Source organism: Pseudomonas sp. LBUM1670, from assembly GCF_059695695.1.
In genome coordinates this window covers 4,176,898-4,194,896 of record NZ_CP166783.1, presented here as the reverse complement: position 1 = coordinate 4,194,896, position 17,999 = coordinate 4,176,898, and the positions used below count along the sequence as shown (strand labels likewise).

The following is a 17,999-nucleotide window of genomic DNA, read 5'->3' as shown; positions in this document are numbered from 1 at the left end:
TGCTCGCGAACGGACAGGCAGTCAGCATTGATGTTGACTGACACGGCCTCTTCGCGAGCAAGCCCGCTCCCACAGATACTCATTGCCAATTCAGATTATGTGAACGATCAAGTCAGCGAAGCGCGCCCGCTTGATGCTCAGGCCGCCTCGCTTTTGCTGTTGCGGGTAGTCCGGCCAGGTCATCGGCGGTGAACACCAACGCCATGCCCAACAGATATCCAATGTGGGAGCGGGCTTGCTCGCGAAGGCGGACAGGCAGTCAGCATTGAAGTTGACTGACACGGCCTCTTCGCGAGCAAGCCCGCTCCCACAGGTACTCATTGCCAATACAGATTATGTGAACGATCAAGTCAGCGAAGCGCGCCCGCTTGATGCTCAGGTCGGCTGTCAGGCCGCCTCGCCTTTGCTGTTGCGGGTGTACGCCCCCTCGAGAGGCCGAGCGCAGGTTCTGCGCAGTGGGCAACCCGGCATGGATGCCGGGTTAGCCGCGCACGGCCATGGATGGCCGATCGCGGCGGGCCCACGGAGCAGGACCGGAGCGAGGGCATGCCGAGCCTAGGCGAGGCACCGAACGAAAGGGGCAAGAGCGCTTGGTTACTTGGCGCTTCTCCAAGTGACTCGCCGTAAGGGCGAAACCAATAGCCGCCGTTACCGCAGCAACGGATATGTACCCCAACCCAACCCAACCCAACCCAACCCAACCCAACCCAACCCAACCCAACCCAACCCAACCCAACCCCAACCGCCGCTACCGCAGACCAAATGTAAAAAACTACGGTCGACCATCAGGCCGCCATCCATTTTTAAGTAAACAGCATCACGCATTGCGCAGATTTTTTCTTGCTTCGTAAAAGGCCCAGCAATGTGTTTCAAATGGTTAGAACCGCAAGTTTTGGCGGCGTTGTCGCACAACCCATCGAGCGCGCCTGTGATTAACTGATTCCGTCAAACGAACAGGAGTTTGCTTGCTCATGGAATTGAGAATCGATCGACAGGCCTTGGTGCCGGTCGTACAGCAAGTCGTCGACGCGCTAGCGTGCTGGCTGCGTCAGAGCGACATAGTACCGGGGACGCGTTTGCCTTCTGCACGGCAAATCGCGCGGACCAATTTACTCAGCCAGTCCAGCGTCGTTGAAGCGTGCGATCGGCTGGTGGCTCAAGGAGTGCTGGCGTCGCGTCATGGTGCCGGATTCATTGTCGCAGCCCCAACGTTGGCCGCCGCGGATTCACCCTGGTTCGAGGGCGCGGAGTTGCAGCCAGTCTACGCCGCGGGTGAGCTGAAACTGGGATGTGGCGGGCTTCCCGAAAGCTGGCGCGAGACGGATGACCTGACTTACGCGATCCGGGAGGTCAGCCGTACCGACATGGCTGGCCTGTTCAACTACAGCGCGCCGCTGGGTCTGCTTGCGTTGCGTCAACACATCATCAAGCGCTTGAGCCTGCTTGATATCGACGCAGACGAAAACCGGATCATGACGACAGCAGGGGCCAGTCAGGGGCTCGACCTGATCGTGCGTACCTTGCTCAAACCGGGTGATTGCGTCGTGGTCGAAAGTCCCGGTTATTCCCTGCTGTTCGAGCTGCTCAGGCTGCACGGTGTCTCGATGATTGAAGTGCCGCGTACGCCGCGTGGACCTGACATCGAGGTGCTCGAGGCTTTGCTGCTTGAGAAAAAGCCCCGAGCTTTGTTCATCAACAGCTTCTATCACAACCCGACAGGCAGCAACCTGACGCCGGTGGTGGCGCAGCGGATTCTGCATCTGGCCAAAAACCATGGCGTGCTGGTGATTGAAGACGACGTCTACGCGGATTTGCACAGTGGCCCGGGTACGCGGCTCGCCGCGCTGGATACCGATAACAACGTCATCTACGTCGGCAGCTTCTCCAAAACCCTCAGCAGTTCGTTGCGGGTCGGTTTTGTAGTGGCCGGTGCCGACGTTGTTTCGCGACTGGCGGAGGTCAAGAGGATCAGCAGTCTGGGCGCTTCAGGGTTTTGCGAGTCGGTGCTGGCCTGCCTGCTGGCCAGCGGTGCTTATCGTAAGTTGGTGCTGCGGCTGCGACAGCGTCTGAGGCATGACCGGGAGGCCGCACTGCAGGTGCTGGAAGATGCCGAGTGGGAGGTGTTCGGCAAGCCCGTCGGCGGTTTGTTCATCTGGGCGCGGTCGCGCAAGTCCGACTACGATCACGTGCGGACACAGGCACGGCGCTTCGGTGTCCTGCTGTCTTCCGCGACGGCATTCAGTCCCGCCAGTGAGGCCAGTGACTGGCAGCGTATCAATGTGGCCTGCGCCTGTGATCCGCGAGCCCGGGCGTTTTTTCAGGCCACCGCTCCGGATCGACCTCAAGCGTTCTGAAAGCGACGTTGGCGTAGCTTTTTGCCATTATTCCGATGCCAGAGACTTGTGTTGACACAGGCCCGTTGCGAATCTGCGTCAACAGACTATGTCAGGGGACTAAGTGCAATGATTTCGGCCGTGCAAGGACGTTTTGCCAACCTCGGTATGGCAAAAAAACTGGGTGTCGGGTTTGTGCTGGTGCTGCTGTTGACAGCCCTGGTGGCGGCCATCGGCGTGTGGTCCCTGCAAACCATCAGTCATCGCTTCGACGGGCTCAAACAGATGTCGTCGCTCAACAGTGGCTTGCTCAAGGTGCGCCTGCTCGAGCAGGAGTACGCCTTGCACGGCAACCCGAAAATTGTCACGGCCTTGCACGAAGGGGTCGATGGCCTGGTCGTCCTGGCGAATCAGCTGAAGGCACAATCGCCGGCCAACGTTGCCGTGATGAGCGATGTCGAGCAGTCGTTGGGGGCTTACCGCAAAGCCTTTGACGAATTCGTCTCGCTGAGCCAGGCCAAGGACCTGGCATTGGAGATGGCCAGTTGGTCGGTCTCCAGCGTGGCCAATAATCTCGACGTGCTGCAGGCCGGGCTCGCCGATGATGGCGCCTATACCTTGAAGGAATCCGAAGGCAAGGACGGTTCCCAGTTCATCGAGCAGGCCAACCAGGTCAGCCAGGTGTCGCGGCTGATGCTGCAAGCCATGAACGAAGCACGCGTGCGGCTCGACCAGAGCCGCAAGGGCGACGACAGTGCCGGGCAAGGCAAGATCGAGCAGGCTGATCAGGCGCTGACTCAGGCCGAGCAACTGAAAACCACAGTCAAGGATGAGGGCTACCTGACTGTCCTCAATGAAGTGGTCGGGCATATCGGTGGTTTCAGCGAAAAACTGACTGAATACACTGGCCTGCTGGCTCAGGAAAAAACCGTCTACGAGCAGTTGCATCAGCGTGCCGCGCAGGTCGTGGAGCGGGTGGACCAGGCCTATGTCGCCGAAGACCAGTCGATGCAGACCGAGCTGAAGAAGAACTCGTTGCTGATTATCGGCTCGTCGGCCCTGGCTTTGCTGGTCGGGTTGATCGCGGCGTGGGTGATTACCCGATTGATCGTCGGACCGCTGCGCAGTGTGATTCGTGTCGCTCAGCAGATCGCCGCGGGCGATTTGAGTGCGACGGTTGAAGTGACCCGTCGTGATGAGATCGGCCAATTGATGCAGGCCATGCAGCAGATGGGCGCGGGGCTCAGCAGTATTGTCAGCGGTTTGCAGGCGGGCATCGAACAGTTGGCCAGTTCGGCTCAGTCGCTGTCGGCAGTGACTGAGCAGACCAATCTTGAAGTCAGCAGTCAGAAGGAAGAAACCGAGCAGGTCGCTACGGCCATGAATCAGATGACGGCTACCGTGCACGACGTTGCGCGTAACGCGGAAGAGGCCGCCCAGGCTGCACAGACGGCGGACGGCAAGGTCGAAAGTGGCCAGGCGGTGGTGCGCCAGAGCATGGCGCGGATCGAGCAACTGGCGGACTCGGCGTCATCCGCCAGTTCGAGCATTGAAAGTCTTAGTGCGGAAATCCAGAATATCGGTACGGTGCTTGGCGTCATCAAGAGTGTGGCCGAGCAGACTAACCTGTTGGCGCTCAACGCGGCTATCGAGGCGGCACGGGCCGGCGAGCAGGGCAGGGGGTTTGCGGTGGTTGCCGATGAGGTGCGGGCTCTTGCCAGGCGGACCCAGCAATCGACCGAGGAAATCGAGCGACTGGTCAGCGCCTTGCGGTCGGCGGCGCATTCGTCGGTGCAGCAGATTCAGAGCAGTGGCGAGTTGGTGAAGCTGGCGGTCAGTGATGCGCTACAGACCGAGAGCGCGCTGGGCAGTATTGCGGCGGCGGTGTCGTTGATTCAGCAGATGAACCAGCAGATCGCGGCGGCTGCGGAGGAGCAGAGTTCGGTGGCTGAGGAGATCAACCGCAGTGTGACCAGTATTCGCGCCAGTGCGGATCAGTCTTCGTTGGCGATGCAGGGGAATGCGGCTTCGAGTATCGAGCTGGCGCAGTTGGGGGTTGAGTTGAAGGGGATGGTCGGGCATTTCAGGCTTTGAGCAGGGTTGGGTGTCTCTTGTTGACCGAGTACATATCCATTCCTGCGGTAACGGCCACTTAGGGTTTCGCCCTTACGGCGACTCACTTTTCCAAACGCCGAAAAGTAAGCAAAAGGCTTCGCCCCGGCGTCCGGCCCCTCGCCCCGCCGCCATCGGCCATCCATGGCCGGGGGCGGCTAACCCGGCATCCATGCCGGGTTGCCCACTGCGCAGAACCTCCACTCAGCCTCCCGAAGGGGCGGGCAGATCAAAAGCAAGATCAAAAACGCAAGGCGAGCTAACGCTCGACCTCGTGGTTTGGTGGGTGTACGCCGATCCATTGTGGGAGCGAGACCGGCTTGCCGGCGAATACGGCCTGACAACCAACCTGTTCTCACGGATGTACCCGGAACCCTGTGGGAGCTGGCTTGCCTGCGAAGGCGGCCTGACAGCCGACCTGTTCTTGTGGATGTACCCGGAACCCTGTGGGAGCTGGCTTGCCTGCGAAGGCGGCCTGACAGCCGACCTGTTCTTGTGGATGTACCCGGAACCCTGTGGGAGCTGGCTTGCCTGCGAAGGCGGCCTGACAGCCGACCTGTTCTTGTGGATGTACCCGGAACCCTGTGGGAGCTGGCTTGCCTGCGATGACGACCTGACAGCCGACCAATCTTTCCGGGATGTATTCGCCGATAAAACTCAACACAAAAAAAACCACCTCTTCAGGTGGCTTCTTTTCTGCATTTTCTGATCAGTCGTAAATCACTTTCTTCTTCCAGTCCGCATCCGCCTCTACGTCTTTGAGGCCTTCGGTCAGTTGGTTCACTTCGCCTTCAACCGGCGCAATGTTGTCCATGACTTGTGCGTTGGCGCGGGCCAGGAGCTTTTCCAGGTATTCGAGCTGTTCGGCGTAGACCTGAGGTTCCTGCTGTTTGCGCAGGTACTGCACGCCGCGTTCGAATGCCAGGCGAGCCTGGCCAGGCTGGTTTTGTTGCAGGAAATGCTGGCCGAGGTTATTGAAGAATTCGATGTGCAGCAGGACCAGGATGTGGCGAACTTCGCGAATCCAGCGTTTGGCTTCGTTGGGCTGCAGGAAGCCGTCCTGTGCCGCGCGGGTGATCTGGCCGTGCAGGGCTTCGAGCAGGAAACGTACGTCCTTGGCTTTGGCTTCGGTCTGGATCGGTGCCGGCGGGTTGTTGACCGGGATCGATTCACCCTGGGCAACCAGGGTGTTCAGTTCACTGATTCGCACCTTGAGGTTGGCGCTGGATTTTTCGAGGTTCAACAGGCGCTGGCAGACGTTCAGCTCCAGGCGGGTCAACAGCAGCTTGAGAGCCGGTGTCATCAGTTGGCCAGGAAAGGTCTCGGTAAGTTCGCCGCAGCGACGCAGGCGGTCGTTGAGCTCAACCTTGGTACGGGTCTTTTCCAGTTTGTTGTTTTCCACCACATGGTTCATGTACCCAATGGCGATCAATAGTGCGATCCCGGCTAGGACTAGCAGGGTGATCATGAGTGGTGTCAACGTTAAGACCTCTTTATGGGATTCGCTGGCGAGTGTAGTGGCTTGGCATGGGAGCGCATAGGGCCGCTCGACGGGTTGGATCGTACACTCTTCAATCTGTATCGACCGCAACGCTGCTTATATAAGTAATAGCGTGTGAGGTGCACATTGCCATCATCTGTTGCGTGGACTATAACGTCTTGGCGGGTGTCAGAATATAGGCGTCAAACCCCGGGCAGCCAAAAAGCTGTATTCACCGCCCAAAGCAGGGCGAAGTCATTGATTTAAATAAATTTATATCTGGGGGTTGACGACCCCTCAATCCATCCATAGAATGCGCGCCACTTACAGCGTAAAGCACACAGCGAAACGCGGTAGGGAGTGAATGTTGTACGTGTGTCCCCTTCGTCTAGTGGCCTAGGACACCGCCCTTTCACGGCGGTAACAGGGGTTCGAGTCCCCTAGGGGACGCCAATATGCGGGAATAGCTCAGTTGGTAGAGCACGACCTTGCCAAGGTCGGGGTCGCGAGTTCGAGTCTCGTTTCCCGCTCCAATTTTAAACAGCGTTGCTTTCGGGCAGGGCTGAGTGAAACCAGAACCAAGTCTTCGGATGCGGGTCTGGGCACCGAAACACACACCATGTGTTCCGGGCAGCGTGTCCCCTTCGTCTAGTGGCCTAGGACACCGCCCTTTCACGGCGGTAACAGGGGTTCGAGTCCCCTAGGGGACGCCATTTGCGGGAATAGCTCAGTTGGTAGAGCACGACCTTGCCAAGGTCGGGGTCGCGAGTTCGAGTCTCGTTTCCCGCTCCATATTTAACGAAAACGCCGCTCAGCAATGAGCGGCGTTTTTGTTTGTGCGTAATTTGTATCCGAGACAAAAACGGCCCGCCAGTCAGACTGAGCGGGCCTTTTGCATGGGCGGTGTTTTTACATCGACAGGATCATGCGCCCCGCGAACAAAATCAGAATCACTCCCATGGTGCGTTCGAACCAATGCCCCATGCGCATGAACAGCACACGCACCCGGGAGCTGGAGAAGAACTGCGCGACAATGACAAACCACAACGCATTGACGAAACACATCCACACGCCATAAAGCGCCTGAATGCTGAGCGGTGTCGTGGCGCTGATGAGGGTGGTGAAGATCGCCAGGAAAAACAGCGTGGCCTTGGGGTTGGTAGCATTGGTCAGAAACCCGGTGGTGAACGCTTTCAACAGCGTTTGCTCGACCATGGGTTCGTCTGCATCTTTTTCGCCCTCCAGCACCGATTTGGGTTGGCTGCGCAACAGACTGACGCCGAGGTACAGGATGTAGGCGCCGCCCACGACCTTGGCCACCGTCAATAACCAGGGCGTGGTGTGCATCAATGCGCCGACGCCGAGCAGGGTGTAAAGCACATGCACGGAAATGCCCGCACCGATGCCGAGCGCCGTACAGATTCCCACCCCTCGACCGAAACGCACGCTCTGGCGGATGGTGACTGCGAAGTCCGGCCCGGGTGCGACCACGGCCAGAAAGTGGATAGTCGCCAGCGCCAGAAACTCGCCCAGGTAATTCGAATACTGCATCTCAACTCCAGAACGTAAGGGGTGAAGCATTGCCGCGATAGCCGACAAAGAATGAAAGACTCAAGCGCGGATCGGCCACACCCGGTGTGACCGAGTGCATGCAGCGCGAATTGAACATGATGAAATCACCAGGCTCGGGACAGACTTCCAGGGCTGGCGTGCCGAGCAGCGCCGGATCGATGCCGTAGCTGTCGCCGCGCATGTCGTCGAACTGGTCCGGGGAAATGTCGTGGTCCCACATCTGCAGCGCGCCGCCCTCGGTGGGCATGTTCAGGTAAACATTGCAGGCGAACTGAGCTTCGAGGCTTTTGGCCTGAAAACTGTCAGGAGCGTCCTTGGCGAAAATGTCGTGGTGGGCCAGAAAACACACGCCGGGTTTCACCACCCGGGACAGCCCGACGTACATCTTGCGACCGTAGAGGTTCTCCAGATGCGCACCCGCCGGCCAGGACTCGTCGAGCATGCAGCGCAGGGTGTCGACCGGGGACGAATAGGGTGCGCAACGATTGCGCAATTCCGCGATGTTGCGCGTGGCGCGTTCGAAATAATCCTCGATCAGCAGTGGCTGATTTTCCGCTTCGTAAAACGCCATGCCGATACGACCGATGCTCGGTGCGTTGATATAGCCTTCGAAGCCGGGCGCGAGAATCTTGTCGCCGATCTGAATCGCCAGCGACGGGGCCAGGAAGCCTTTGACCCGGATGGCGAGGATCTCTTCGTTGGCCAGTTTTTTTATGCACGTCTCATCGAGACGCTCGACGTCAAGCATCATGGTTCAGGTCCATCTATCGGGTAATCAACGGAACCCGCGAATGCAGGCTCCCCGGCGCCAGGCGATGCCGGGTTCGGTATCGCCCACTTGCTCAATCCACGCTGTAGTGGACCGACAGCGTTCCTTTCTTCTGTGAAACAGACGCGATCGTGACGGTGCCCAAATCCTTCAGGCTCCGTACATGGGTGCCGCCACAGCCGTAGGCGGGCAGTTCACCGAAACCGATTTCCCGGGCGCCTTCGCGCAGCGATGTCAGGCGCGGCAGATCATGAGCGATCCACTGTTCAATGCCGAACTCGACGGACCCGGCATCAACCTCCTGTGCGGAATCCGTCGGTTTGAACTGCACACGTCCTTCGCCCGGCCAGTGATGCGCCTTGATTGGCATCCAGCCCATGGCTTGTACGAAATGGCCGATCAGATGGCCGGCGGAATGCATCCGCGTATTGAACTGACGACGTGACTCATCGACGCGAATCGGGGTCATGCCGAGATTCAATGGGCGGTCGACGAAATGAACGATCCGGCCAGGATCCTGCACCACACGCAGCACCTGGCTTTCGCCGATCCAGCCGGTGTCAAACGGCTGTCCGCCGCCCTGAGGGTGAAACAGTGTTGCGCGCAGCTCCACGGCGAACTCGTTCTCGTAAGGCGTGCATTCCAGTACTTCCACATTGGCCTTGAGGTCATCACTATGGAAAAAGAGGCGTAGCGTCATATTCCATGCCCTCATTAAAGATTTTGTTTTTTATTATATGAAGCGTGGAATTGCGTGATAATCCGTTCAAACATCAAAGGACTGTTGCGCCGTGAGCATAAATCTTCCCCTACCGTTGCTGGGAGAAATGGCGATTTTCGTCAAGGTTGTCGAGACCGGAAGTTTCTCCGAAGCGGCGCGCCAGTTGGGTTCTTCACCGTCGGCGGTCAGTCGCAGCATTTCGCGTCTGGAGAAGGCGCTCGCCACCCGTTTGCTGCAACGCACTACGCGCAAGTTGCGGCTGAGCGACGGCGGCGAGGAGGTATTCAAGCGCTGCCAGGAGATGGTCAGCGCCGCCAAGTCGGTGATGGAAATCAGTGGTCAGTTCACCCATGAAGCGGAAGGACTGGTGCGAGTCAGCGTACCCAAAGCCGTAGGGCGATTCGTGATTCATCCGCATATGCCGGAATTTCTGCGGCGTTATCCCAAAGTGGATGTGGAGCTGTTACTCAAAGACCGTCAGGTGGATTTGATCGATGACAATGTCGATCTGGCGATTCGAATTACCGACCGTCCACCGGCCGGGCTGGTGGGGCGGCAATTGTTGACCATCGACCATTTGCTCTGCGCAACGCCGCAGTATCTGGCAGAGCATGGCACGCCGACGCATCCCCACGACTTGCTCAACCACAGCTGCATCTACTTGGGCGAAACGCCGAGTGATGCGCGCTGGAAATTCAAGAAAGGCACCAAGGCTGTCACCGTCGGTGTGCGCGGGCGTTATGCCGCCAATCACACCGGTGTAAGACTCGGGGCGGTATTGCAGCACATCGGGATTGGCAGTTTGCCGTACTTCACGGCGCGTTATGCGCTGGAGCAGGGCTTGATTGTGCAGGTGTTGCCGGACTGGACGTTTCTGGCGTCGTACCACGGCGGTGCGTGGCTGCTGCACTCGCCGACCCGTTACATGCCGCCGAAGCTGCGGGTGTTGATCGATTATCTGGTGGAGTGTCTGGAGAAGGAGCCGACGCTGAGCAAGCCGGGGAAGCCTGGAGCGTCGGGCAAGGTTGCGGCGGAGTATGAGTTGCCCGAGAGTGATGGGTTGTTCTGACGGGCCTCTTCGCGGGCAAGCCTCGCTCCTACAGGTCTTGCGCTAACTTTGTAGGAGCGAGGCTTGCCCGCGAAGGCGTCCTCGAAAACAAAAAAAGGCCCGCATGTTCAACCATGCGGGCCTTCTGCATTTCTGATCAGCAATCAGTGCTTGCTGTCATCGTTCGACATCGCCAGCAGCTGTTTTTCCTGATTCCAGTCGAACGGTTCATCGTTCTGTTCAGCTTCGAAGCGACGTTCTTCCAGCGCCTGATACAAGTCGATTTCATCATCGGGCATGTAATGCAGGCAGTCACCGGCGAAGTACCACAACAGGTCGCGCGGGACCAGGTGGGCGATTTGCGGATAACGGGTGATGACCTGGCACAGGATGTCCTGGCCCAGGTATTGGCTTTCGATCGGGTCGACCGGCAGCAACGCACGCAGTTCGTCGAAGCGCTCCAGGAACAAGGCATGGCTTTCTTCGGGAACCTGTTCGGCCTCACCCACGGCGACCAGGATGCTGCGCAAGTGGTCAAGCAAGACGAGATGATCGGCAACGACGTTGGACACGAGATAAGTCCTCAAGAGCAAAACGGGCGCGGGAGTATAAAGCTCCCGCGGACCTTTTTACATGGCTGGCTGGATCAGCGGACTTTTCCTGCCGCCAGCGCCAGCTCCTCTTTGTCGAAATCATCGACATCGATCACCTTGCGCCGCGCCACTTCGGCATCCCGCAGTTTTTGCGCTTCCGCCGGCTGCAACACGCCAGCCTCCAGCGCGGCATCGATGACGTTTTCCCCGGCAACCGGTTTGACCTGACCGCTTTTGAGTGCCACATGCAGTTTTTTCTGCACCGGCTGCACCGCGGTCAACAAGTCGCAAGCATGTTGCAGGGCACCGACGGCGTCATCGGCCGATTGCGGACGGAAGCAACCGCCAAGCAATTCTTCGAGGGTTGGATCGCCCTTGGCCCGGCCAATCACCGCGGCCACTTCGGCACCGAGTTTGTCCGACGGCCCTTTGTGACGACGTCCAAACGGGAACACGATGACCCGCAACAGGCAACCCAATACCTTGTTCGGGAAGTTGGTCAGCAATTCATCCAGCGCACGTTCCGACTGGCCAAGGCTTTCTTCCATGGCCCAGGTGAACAGCGGCGCCATGTGCCCGGGAGAATCAAGGTCGTGATAACGCTTGAGCGCGGCGGAAGCGAGGTACAGGTTGCTGAGCACATCCCCCAGACGCGCCGACAGGCGTTCGCGACGTTTGAGCTCACCGCCGAGCAGCATCATGCTCAAGTCGGCGAGCAGGGCGAACGCAGCCGCCTGACGGTTGAGCGCACGGAAGTAACCCTGGCTGAGCTTGTCTCCCGGTGCATGTTCGAAGTGACCGAACCCAAGGTTCAGCACCAGCGTGCTGGCAGCATTGCTCACGGCAAAACCGATGTGCTTGAGCAGCAGGCCATCGAACTCGGTGAGGGCCTGATCCTTGTCTTCACGTCCGGCGAGGGCCATTTCTTTCAGGACGAATGGATGGCAGCGAATCGCCCCTTGGCCGAAGATCATCAGGTTGCGCGAGAGGATGTTCGCGCCTTCCACGGTGATGAAAATCGGCGCGCCATTCCAGCTGCGACCCAAATAATTTTTCGGCCCCATGATGATCGCCTTGCCACCATGAACATCCATGGCGTGGCTGATGCACTCGCGGCCGCGTTCGGTGAGGTGGTACTTGAGAATCGCCGACAGTACGGACGGTTTCTCGCCCAAGTCCACCGCGTTGGCGGTTAGCATCCGCGCCGCGTCCATCATCCAGGCATTGCCGCCGATGCGCGCCATGGCTTCCTGAATGCCCTCGAACGCCGACAGCGGCACGTTGAACTGCTCACGAATCTGCGCGTACTGACCGGTCACCAGGCTGGTGAACTTCGCTGCGCCGGTGCCGACGGCAGGTAACGAAATCGAACGCCCGACCGACAGGCAGTTCATCAACATCATCCAGCCTTTGCCGAGCATCTCCTGGCCGCCGATGAGGAAGTCCAGCGGAATGAACACGTCCTTGCCGGAGTTAGGACCGTTCATGAAGGCTGCGCCCAGTGGCAAGTGACGACGGCCGATTTCAACACCGGCGGTGTCAGTCGGGATCAGCGCGAGGCTGATGCCTAAATCTTCTTCATCGCCCAGCAAGTGATCCGGGTCATACGCCTTGAACGCCAGGCCGAGGAGGGTGGCGACCGGCCCGAGCGTGATGTAACGCTTTTCCCAGTTCAGGCGCAGACCGAGGGTTTCCTTGCCTTCCCATTCGCCTTTGCAGATCACCCCGGTGTCGGGCATCGCGCCGGCATCGGAGCCGGCCAGTGGGCCGGTCAATGCGAAACACGGAATGTCATCGCCACGTGCCAGACGTGGCAGGTAATGGTTGCGTTGTTCGTCGGTGCCGTAATGCAGCAGCAACTCGGCCGGGCCGAGGGAGTTGGGGACCATCACGGTGGACGCGAGGTCGCCGCTGCGGGTCGCCAGTTTCATCGCCACCTGGGAGTGGGCGTAGGCAGAAAAACCCTTGCCGCCGTACTCCTTGGGAATGATCAGGGCGAAGAAACCGTTTTCCTTGATGTGTGCCCAGGCTTCGGCAGGCAGGTCCATGTCTTGCCCGATCTGCCAGTCGCTGACCATCGCGCAGAGTTCGTCGGTCGGGCCATCGATGAAGGCCTGTTCCTCTTCAGTCAATTGAGCTTTTGGGTAGGACAGCAGTTTGTCCCAGTCCGGGCGGCCGCTGAACAGTTCGCCGTCCCACCACACCGTGCCGGCGTCGATCGCATCGCGTTCGGTTTCCGACATCGGCGGCAGGGTTTTCTGGAACCAGTTGAACAGCGGCGCGCTGAAGTATTTACGGCGCAGGTCGGGCAGCAGCAAGGGCACCGCGACAGCTGCGATCAGCACCCACAGCACCAGCAGCAACCAGCCTGGCGCGCGGCTGAAGGCGCCCATCGCCACCACGTAGACGGCGACGATGCTAAGGGCCGGCAGCGGGGCGATACGGCGGTGGGCTAAATACGCAATCCCGACAACCAGAACCAGTATCCACAACAGCAGCATATTTAATCCTCCGTGAAACAAGGGCAAAAACAACCTTCAGAGCTTAGACGGCATCCGCAAAACAGGGTCGTCAGAGCGATGTGATTGAAATCGTGGGAAACCTTCGATGAGTTTTGTAGGACCGGTTTGCACCGGGTCACATCGTTTCGTTGGGCGGGCGGCTAAGCGTCCATGTTTGGCCGAAACGTCGTTATCTCTGTGCTGAACCTGTCGCTAGACTCGTGGCTTCCCCAGGAGATTTTTCTCATGCACGAGTATCTGCGTCCCGGCCGCTTCATCGATAGTGACCACCCGTCGGTGGTGGAGTTCGCCGAAAAACACCGTGGCGACAGTCGCGACCCGCTCGAGCAGGCCATCAATCTCTATTACGCGGTGCGCGAGGCCGTGCGTTACAACCCCTACACGTTCAGCCGCGATCCAGACACCTTGCGTGGCAGTTACGCGCTGGCGGCCGGGGAAAGTTATTGCGTGCCCAAAGCCACGCTGCTGGCAGGTGCGGCCCGGCATTGCGGGATTCCCGCGCGGATCGGCCTGGCGGATGTGCGCAATCATTTGTCGACCCCGCGTTTGCTGGAATTGCTCAAGAGTGACGTGTTCGCCATGCATGGTTATACAGAGCTGTACCTGAACGATCGCTGGGTCAAAGCGACGCCGGCGTTCAACCAGAAACTCTGCGAACTGTTCAACGTTGCGCCGCTGGAGTTCGACGGGATGAACGACAGTGTTTTCCATCCTTTCAATCGCGACGGCGAGCAATTGATGGAGTACCTGATCGATCATGGCCAGTTCACTGACGTGCCGGAAACGTTCTTTTTCGAGCACTTGAAAAAGTGCTACCCGCATCTGTTCAGCGAGCAGTTGCCGTCGCTGTTGGGTGACATGCAGAGCGATTTGAGTCGCGCCTGATCCGGCGTATGCTGCCTGCGCATTCATCCATAAAGAGGCGGTCATGCTGAAGATCTGGGGTCGGAAAAATTCGTCGAATGTCAGAAAGCCTTTGTGGGCCGCCGAGGAACTGGGCCTGGCCTATGAAGCCATCGATGCGGGCGGCGCCTTTGGTGTCGTCGACACTCCGGAGTACCGCGCGATGAACCCCAATGGCCGTGTGCCGGTCATCGAGGACGACGGCTTCGTGCTGTGGGAATCCAACGCCATCGTGCGTTACCTGATGGCCCTTCACGCCAGCGACACCGCCTGGTATCCAGCGGATCTGAAGGCCCGCGCCGCTGCCGACAAATGGATGGACTGGACCACTTCAAGTTTTGCCGGCCCGTTCCGCACCGTGTTCTGGGGCGTCTTGCGCACGCCGGAAGACCAGCAGGACTGGCCCGCCATCAACGCCGCAATCAAAGAGTGCGATGGTCTGCTGTCGATGGCCGATCAGGCGCTGGCGGCCAAACCGTATTTGTCCGGCGATGAAATCGGCATGGGCGACATTCCCCTCGGCAGTTTCATTTATGCCTGGTTCGAGATGCCGATCGAGCGTGCACCGCAGCCTCATCTGCAAGCCTGGTATGCGCGACTGCAACAGCGTCCGGCGTACAGGAAAGCCGTGATGACCGCGTTGACTTAATACTCACTATCGACACACTTGACTGTACTTGTGTGGCGGCGACAAGCACCATTGCGCTCATGCGCCGCGGTTGCATAGTCCGCCGCCCGCCCTTATTGATTCCTTCCTTCCCTTCTTGGTGCGTAAATCCGATATGAGTTCCGCTCTGTCCATCCGGCAGCTAACCAAAACCTACGGCAACGGTTTCCAGGCCCTGAGTGGTATCGATCTGGACGTCGCCGAAGGTGACTTCTTCGCCTTGCTCGGCCCGAACGGCGCCGGCAAATCCACGACCATCGGCATTCTCTCGACCCTGGTGAACAAGACGAGCGGCACGGTGAATATCTTCGGTCACGACCTGGACAAGAACCCTGCGGCGCTCAAGCGCTCCATCGGCGTGGTGCCGCAGGAATTCAACTTCAACCAGTTCGAAAAAACCTTCGACATCGTCGTGACCCAGGCCGGGTACTACGGCATTCCGCCGAAAATCGCCAAGGAACGCGCCGAGCAATACCTGACCCAGTTGGGCCTTTGGGACAAGCGCGATGTGCCGTCGCGTTCGCTGTCCGGTGGCATGAAGCGTCGACTGATGATCGCCCGCGCGCTGGTTCACGAACCGCGCCTGCTGATCCTCGATGAACCGACGGCGGGAGTGGATATCGAACTGCGTCGTTCGATGTGGACCTTCCTCACCGAGCTGAACCAGAAAGGCATCACCATCATCCTCACCACGCACTATCTGGAAGAGGCTGAGCAGTTGTGCCGCAACATCGGCATCATCGATCACGGCACCATCGTCGAGAACACCAGCATGAAACAGCTGCTCGGCCAGTTGCATGTGGAAACATTCCTGCTCGACACGAAAAACACGCTGAGCGTTGCGCCGCAGTTGCTGGGTTACCCGACCCGGTTGCTCGACGGTCATACCCTTGAGGTCCAGGTCGACAAGTCCATGGGCATCACCGCGCTGTTCACCCAACTGGCGCAGCAGAACATCGAAGTATTGAGCCTGCGTAACAAAACCAATCGCCTCGAGGAGTTGTTCGTGTCCCTGGTGGAGAAAAATCTGTCGAAGGTGGCGGTATGAGTTCCGAGCTGCAACCCAACCTCGTCGCCCTCAATACCATCGTTTACCGTGAGGTCAAGCGCTTCACCCGGATCTGGCCGCAGACGCTGCTGCCGCCGGCGATCACGATGGTTTTGTATTTCGTGATTTTCGGCAATCTGATCGGCCGGCAGATCGGTGACATGGGTGGTTTCACCTATATGGAATACATTGTGCCGGGGCTGATCATGATGTCGGTGATCACCAACTCCTATGGCAACGTGGTGTCGAGTTTCTTCGGCAGCAAATTTCAGCGTTCCATTGAGGAGTTGATGGTGTCGCCGGTGTCGCCGCATACGATTCTGATCGGCTATACCCTGGGCGGCGTGCTGCGCGGGTTGATGGTCGGACTCATCGTGACGCTGCTGTCGCTGTTCTTCACCCAGTTGCAGGTGCATCACCTGGGCGTGACCATTCTGGTGGTGGTGCTGACGGCTACCATTTTCTCGTTGTTGGGATTCATCAATGCGGTGTTTGCGCGCAATTTTGATGATATTTCGATTATTCCGACGTTTGTGCTGACGCCTCTGACTTATCTGGGCGGGGTATTTTATTCGATCTCGTTGCTGCCGCCGTTTTGGCAGACTGTGTCGTTGGCGAACCCTGTTTTGCATATGGTCAATGCGTTTCGGTACGGGATTCTTGGGGTTTCGGATATCCGGATCAGTGTGGCGATTACGTTCATGCTGGTGGCGACGGTTGTGTTGTATGTAGGGTGTGCGCGGTTGCTGGTGAGTGGGCGGGGGATGCGTACTTAACCTTTGTGCGGTTTGGGGTGGAGTACATATCCGTTGCTGCGGTCACGGCGGCTATTGGTTTCGCCCTTACGGCGAGTCACTTGGAGAAGCGCCAAGTAACCAAGCGCTCTTGCCCCTTTCGTTCGGTGCCTCGCCTAGGCTCGGCATGCCCTCGCTCCGGTCCTGCTCCGTGGGCCCGCCGCGATCGGCCATCCATGGCCGTGCGCGGCTAACCCGGCATCCATGCCGGGTTGCCCACTGCGCAGAACCTGCGCTCGGCCTCTCGAGGGGGCGTGCACCTCAAAAGCCAGATCAAAAGCAAGGGCGAGGCGGCCTGATAGCCGACCTGCAGTTTAGTCCGGTCATGTCATCGACGGTGAACGGCGAACACTAATCCCATGCCCCCACAAAAATCTAACTGTGGGAGCGGGCTTGCTCGCGAAGGCGGACAGTCAGTCAACATTGATGTCGACTGACACGACGCCTTCGCGAGCAAGCCCGCTCCCACAGGACATCATTGCAAATTCAGAGTGTGCGAACGGCCAAATCAGCGAAGCGCGCCCGCTTGATGCTCAGGTCGGCTGTCAGGCCGCCTCGCTTTGGCTGTTGCGGTACACCCCCCCTCGATAGGCCGCGCACGGCCATGGATGGCCGATGGCGGCGGGCCCACGGAGCAGGACCGGAGCGAGGGCATGCCGAGCCCTAGCGAGGCACCTAACGAAAGGGGCAAGAGCGCTTGGTTACTTGGCGCTTCTCCAAGTGACCCGCTGTAAGAGCGGAACCAATAGCCGCCGTTACCGCAGCAACGGACATGTACCCCAATCAACCCCCTTCACTCCATCCGCTTTTTCTTCCGCCGAGCCCACTGCCGACTCACCCACCACCGCCAATACATCATCACCAAACAATAGGCGAGCACACCCAATACCAGCCCCACGACAACCGACCCCAGCAAAAACGGCTGCCACAACGTAGACAGTTCACCGCTGATCCACTCCCAGGTCAGCTCGTCCGGCAAGTGCCGGGCGGGCACGTCCATCAGCCACGCCCCGGTCTGATAGGTACAAAAGAACACCGCAGGCATGGTGATCGGATTGGTCAACCAGACCAGACTCACGGCAATCGGCATGTTGCCGCGAACGACGATGGCGAGGATGGCCGCCACCAACATCTGCAACGGAATCGGCAGGAATGCCGCGAACATGCCCACCGCCATAGCCCGTGCGACGGAGTGACGGTTGAGGTGCCAGAGGTTCGGGTCATGCAGCAGGGTGCCGAGAAAGCGTAAGGATTTGTGTTCCCTGATGCTGGTCGGATCTGGCATGTAACGTTTGAATAAGCGCCGGGGCATAAGGCTTCTCGGTCGGTTAAGGCGGCAAGTATGTCTGGATTCTATGAGCCGCCCATTCAGACTTTGTGACAATTAATAACGATACACGTGCCGTGAGCCGGCTATGCCTAGTGAAGGGACTCTCA

At 58.9% G+C, this 17,999-nt stretch carries 14 protein-coding genes, 4 tRNA genes and 1 pseudogene; 12 read left to right on the top strand and 7 right to left on the bottom strand.

Going from position 1 to position 17,999, the window contains the following annotated elements; genetic code table 11:
• The first annotated feature begins 971 nt into the window (after window positions 1-971).
• The 3 genes and pseudogenes from ACA073_RS19045 to ACA073_RS19035 all read left to right on the top strand — a co-directional run bounded on the left by ACA073_RS19045 (window position 972) and on the right by ACA073_RS19035 (window position 4,427).
• Window positions 972-2,354: an aminotransferase-like domain-containing protein gene (locus tag ACA073_RS19045; RefSeq protein WP_497398604.1), complete on the top strand. Its 1,383-nt coding sequence runs from the start codon at window positions 972-974 to the stop codon at window positions 2,352-2,354.
• 108 nt (window positions 2,355-2,462) lie between these two features.
• Window positions 2,463-3,566 (top strand): annotated as a pseudogene (locus tag ACA073_RS19040) (HAMP domain-containing protein); the annotation flags it as partial.
• Complete coding sequence (locus ACA073_RS19035) at window positions 3,546-4,427, top strand: methyl-accepting chemotaxis protein (protein ID WP_497404149.1); 882 nt, start codon at window positions 3,546-3,548, stop codon at window positions 4,425-4,427. The pseudogene ACA073_RS19040 and the gene ACA073_RS19035, both read left to right, overlap by 21 nt.
• A gap of 727 nt (window positions 4,428-5,154) precedes the next feature.
• Here ACA073_RS19035 and ACA073_RS19030 read toward each other — a convergent pair.
• Window positions 5,155-5,913 (bottom strand): hypothetical protein, encoded by a 759-nt coding sequence (locus tag ACA073_RS19030; protein ID WP_497398602.1) that lies wholly within the window; start codon window positions 5,911-5,913, stop codon window positions 5,155-5,157.
• A 389-nt stretch (window positions 5,914-6,302) separates the two neighbouring features.
• On the opposite strand from ACA073_RS19030, the gene ACA073_RS19025 reads away from it, so the two are divergent.
• From ACA073_RS19025 to ACA073_RS19010, 4 genes are all read left to right on the top strand, one after another.
• Window positions 6,303-6,378, top strand: a tRNA-Glu gene (locus ACA073_RS19025).
• Window positions 6,379-6,382: 4 nt separating this feature from the next.
• Window positions 6,383-6,458: transfer RNA gene (locus ACA073_RS19020), tRNA-Gly, on the top strand.
• 104 nt (window positions 6,459-6,562) lie between these two features.
• Window positions 6,563-6,638 (top strand) — tRNA-Glu (locus ACA073_RS19015).
• A 3-nt stretch (window positions 6,639-6,641) separates the two neighbouring features.
• A tRNA-Gly gene (locus ACA073_RS19010) sits at window positions 6,642-6,717 on the top strand.
• Between the two features lie 117 nt (window positions 6,718-6,834).
• Here the strand turns inward: ACA073_RS19010 and ACA073_RS19005 are convergent.
• The 3 genes from ACA073_RS19005 to ACA073_RS18995 form a co-directional block, all read right to left on the bottom strand.
• Entirely contained in the window at window positions 6,835-7,476 is a 642-nt protein-coding gene (locus ACA073_RS19005; protein ID WP_497398600.1) for a LysE family translocator, read from the bottom strand.
• A 1-nt stretch (window position 7,477) separates the two neighbouring features.
• Entirely contained in the window at window positions 7,478-8,248 is a 771-nt protein-coding gene (locus ACA073_RS19000) for a 2OG-Fe(II) oxygenase (RefSeq protein ID WP_497398598.1), read from the bottom strand.
• A gap of 91 nt (window positions 8,249-8,339) precedes the next feature.
• Entirely contained in the window at window positions 8,340-8,966 is a 627-nt protein-coding gene (locus ACA073_RS18995; RefSeq protein WP_497398596.1) for an alanyl-tRNA editing protein, read from the bottom strand.
• Between the two features lie 91 nt (window positions 8,967-9,057).
• Here ACA073_RS18995 and ACA073_RS18990 point away from each other — a divergent pair, with 91 nt between their 5' ends.
• The gene (locus ACA073_RS18990) at window positions 9,058-10,056 is read left to right on the top strand and encodes a LysR family transcriptional regulator (protein ID WP_497398594.1); all 999 of its coding nucleotides are present in this window, start codon (window positions 9,058-9,060) and stop codon (window positions 10,054-10,056) included.
• 143 nt (window positions 10,057-10,199) lie between these two features.
• On the opposite strand, the gene ACA073_RS18985 is transcribed toward ACA073_RS18990, so the two are convergent.
• Window positions 10,200-10,607: a PA2817 family protein gene (locus tag ACA073_RS18985; protein ID WP_027924016.1), complete on the bottom strand. Its 408-nt coding sequence runs from the start codon at window positions 10,605-10,607 to the stop codon at window positions 10,200-10,202.
• A gap of 74 nt (window positions 10,608-10,681) precedes the next feature.
• Window positions 10,682-13,129, bottom strand: coding sequence for an acyl-CoA dehydrogenase (locus ACA073_RS18980; RefSeq protein ID WP_497398592.1), 2,448 nt, complete (start codon window positions 13,127-13,129; stop codon window positions 10,682-10,684).
• Between the two features lie 246 nt (window positions 13,130-13,375).
• On the opposite strand from ACA073_RS18980, the gene ACA073_RS18975 reads away from it, so the two are divergent.
• The 4 genes from ACA073_RS18975 (at window position 13,376) to ACA073_RS18960 (ending at window position 16,544) form a co-directional block, all read left to right on the top strand.
• Window positions 13,376-14,035 (top strand): transglutaminase-like domain-containing protein, encoded by a 660-nt coding sequence (locus tag ACA073_RS18975; RefSeq protein WP_497398590.1) that lies wholly within the window; start codon window positions 13,376-13,378, stop codon window positions 14,033-14,035.
• A 43-nt stretch (window positions 14,036-14,078) separates the two neighbouring features.
• Window positions 14,079-14,702, top strand: coding sequence for a glutathione S-transferase family protein (locus tag ACA073_RS18970; RefSeq protein ID WP_497398588.1), 624 nt, complete (start codon window positions 14,079-14,081; stop codon window positions 14,700-14,702).
• 133 nt (window positions 14,703-14,835) lie between these two features.
• A complete protein-coding gene (locus tag ACA073_RS18965) occupies window positions 14,836-15,768 on the top strand; it encodes an ABC transporter ATP-binding protein (RefSeq protein ID WP_461953740.1) in 933 nt (310 codons plus the stop codon).
• Entirely contained in the window at window positions 15,765-16,544 is a 780-nt protein-coding gene (locus ACA073_RS18960) for an ABC transporter permease (RefSeq protein ID WP_214377864.1), read from the top strand. Before ACA073_RS18965 ends, ACA073_RS18960 begins: the two co-directional genes overlap by 4 nt.
• 811 nt (window positions 16,545-17,355) lie before the next feature.
• Here the strand turns inward: ACA073_RS18960 and ACA073_RS18955 are convergent.
• Window positions 17,356-17,874, bottom strand: a complete 519-nt coding sequence (locus ACA073_RS18955; protein ID WP_497398585.1) for a DUF2062 domain-containing protein — start codon at window positions 17,872-17,874, stop codon at window positions 17,356-17,358.
• Window positions 17,875-17,999 lie beyond the last annotated feature (125 nt).

What these genes read in the sequence shown, in the direction of transcription:
- ACA073_RS18955 (WP_497398585.1), bottom strand. Translation starts at nt 17,874, where the DNA reads ATGCCCCGGCGCTTATTCAAACGTTACATGCCAGATCCGACCAGCATC.
- ACA073_RS19030 (WP_497398602.1), bottom strand. Translation starts at nt 5,913, where the DNA reads ATGATCACCCTGCTAGTCCTAGCCGGGATCGCACTATTGATCGCCATT.
- ACA073_RS18965 (WP_461953740.1), top strand. Translation starts at nt 14,836, where the DNA reads ATGAGTTCCGCTCTGTCCATCCGGCAGCTAACCAAAACCTACGGCAAC.
- ACA073_RS19035 (WP_497404149.1), top strand. Translation starts at nt 3,546, where the DNA reads ATGCAGGCCATGCAGCAGATGGGCGCGGGGCTCAGCAGTATTGTCAGC.
- ACA073_RS18995 (WP_497398596.1), bottom strand. Translation starts at nt 8,966, where the DNA reads ATGACGCTACGCCTCTTTTTCCATAGTGATGACCTCAAGGCCAATGTG.
- ACA073_RS19045 (WP_497398604.1), top strand. Translation starts at nt 972, where the DNA reads ATGGAATTGAGAATCGATCGACAGGCCTTGGTGCCGGTCGTACAGCAA.
- ACA073_RS19000 (WP_497398598.1), bottom strand. Translation starts at nt 8,248, where the DNA reads ATGATGCTTGACGTCGAGCGTCTCGATGAGACGTGCATAAAAAAACTG.
- ACA073_RS18960 (WP_214377864.1), top strand. Translation starts at nt 15,765, where the DNA reads ATGAGTTCCGAGCTGCAACCCAACCTCGTCGCCCTCAATACCATCGTT.
- ACA073_RS18975 (WP_497398590.1), top strand. Translation starts at nt 13,376, where the DNA reads ATGCACGAGTATCTGCGTCCCGGCCGCTTCATCGATAGTGACCACCCG.
- ACA073_RS18980 (WP_497398592.1), bottom strand. Translation starts at nt 13,129, where the DNA reads ATGCTGCTGTTGTGGATACTGGTTCTGGTTGTCGGGATTGCGTATTTA.
- ACA073_RS19005 (WP_497398600.1), bottom strand. Translation starts at nt 7,476, where the DNA reads ATGCAGTATTCGAATTACCTGGGCGAGTTTCTGGCGCTGGCGACTATC.
- ACA073_RS18970 (WP_497398588.1), top strand. Translation starts at nt 14,079, where the DNA reads ATGCTGAAGATCTGGGGTCGGAAAAATTCGTCGAATGTCAGAAAGCCT.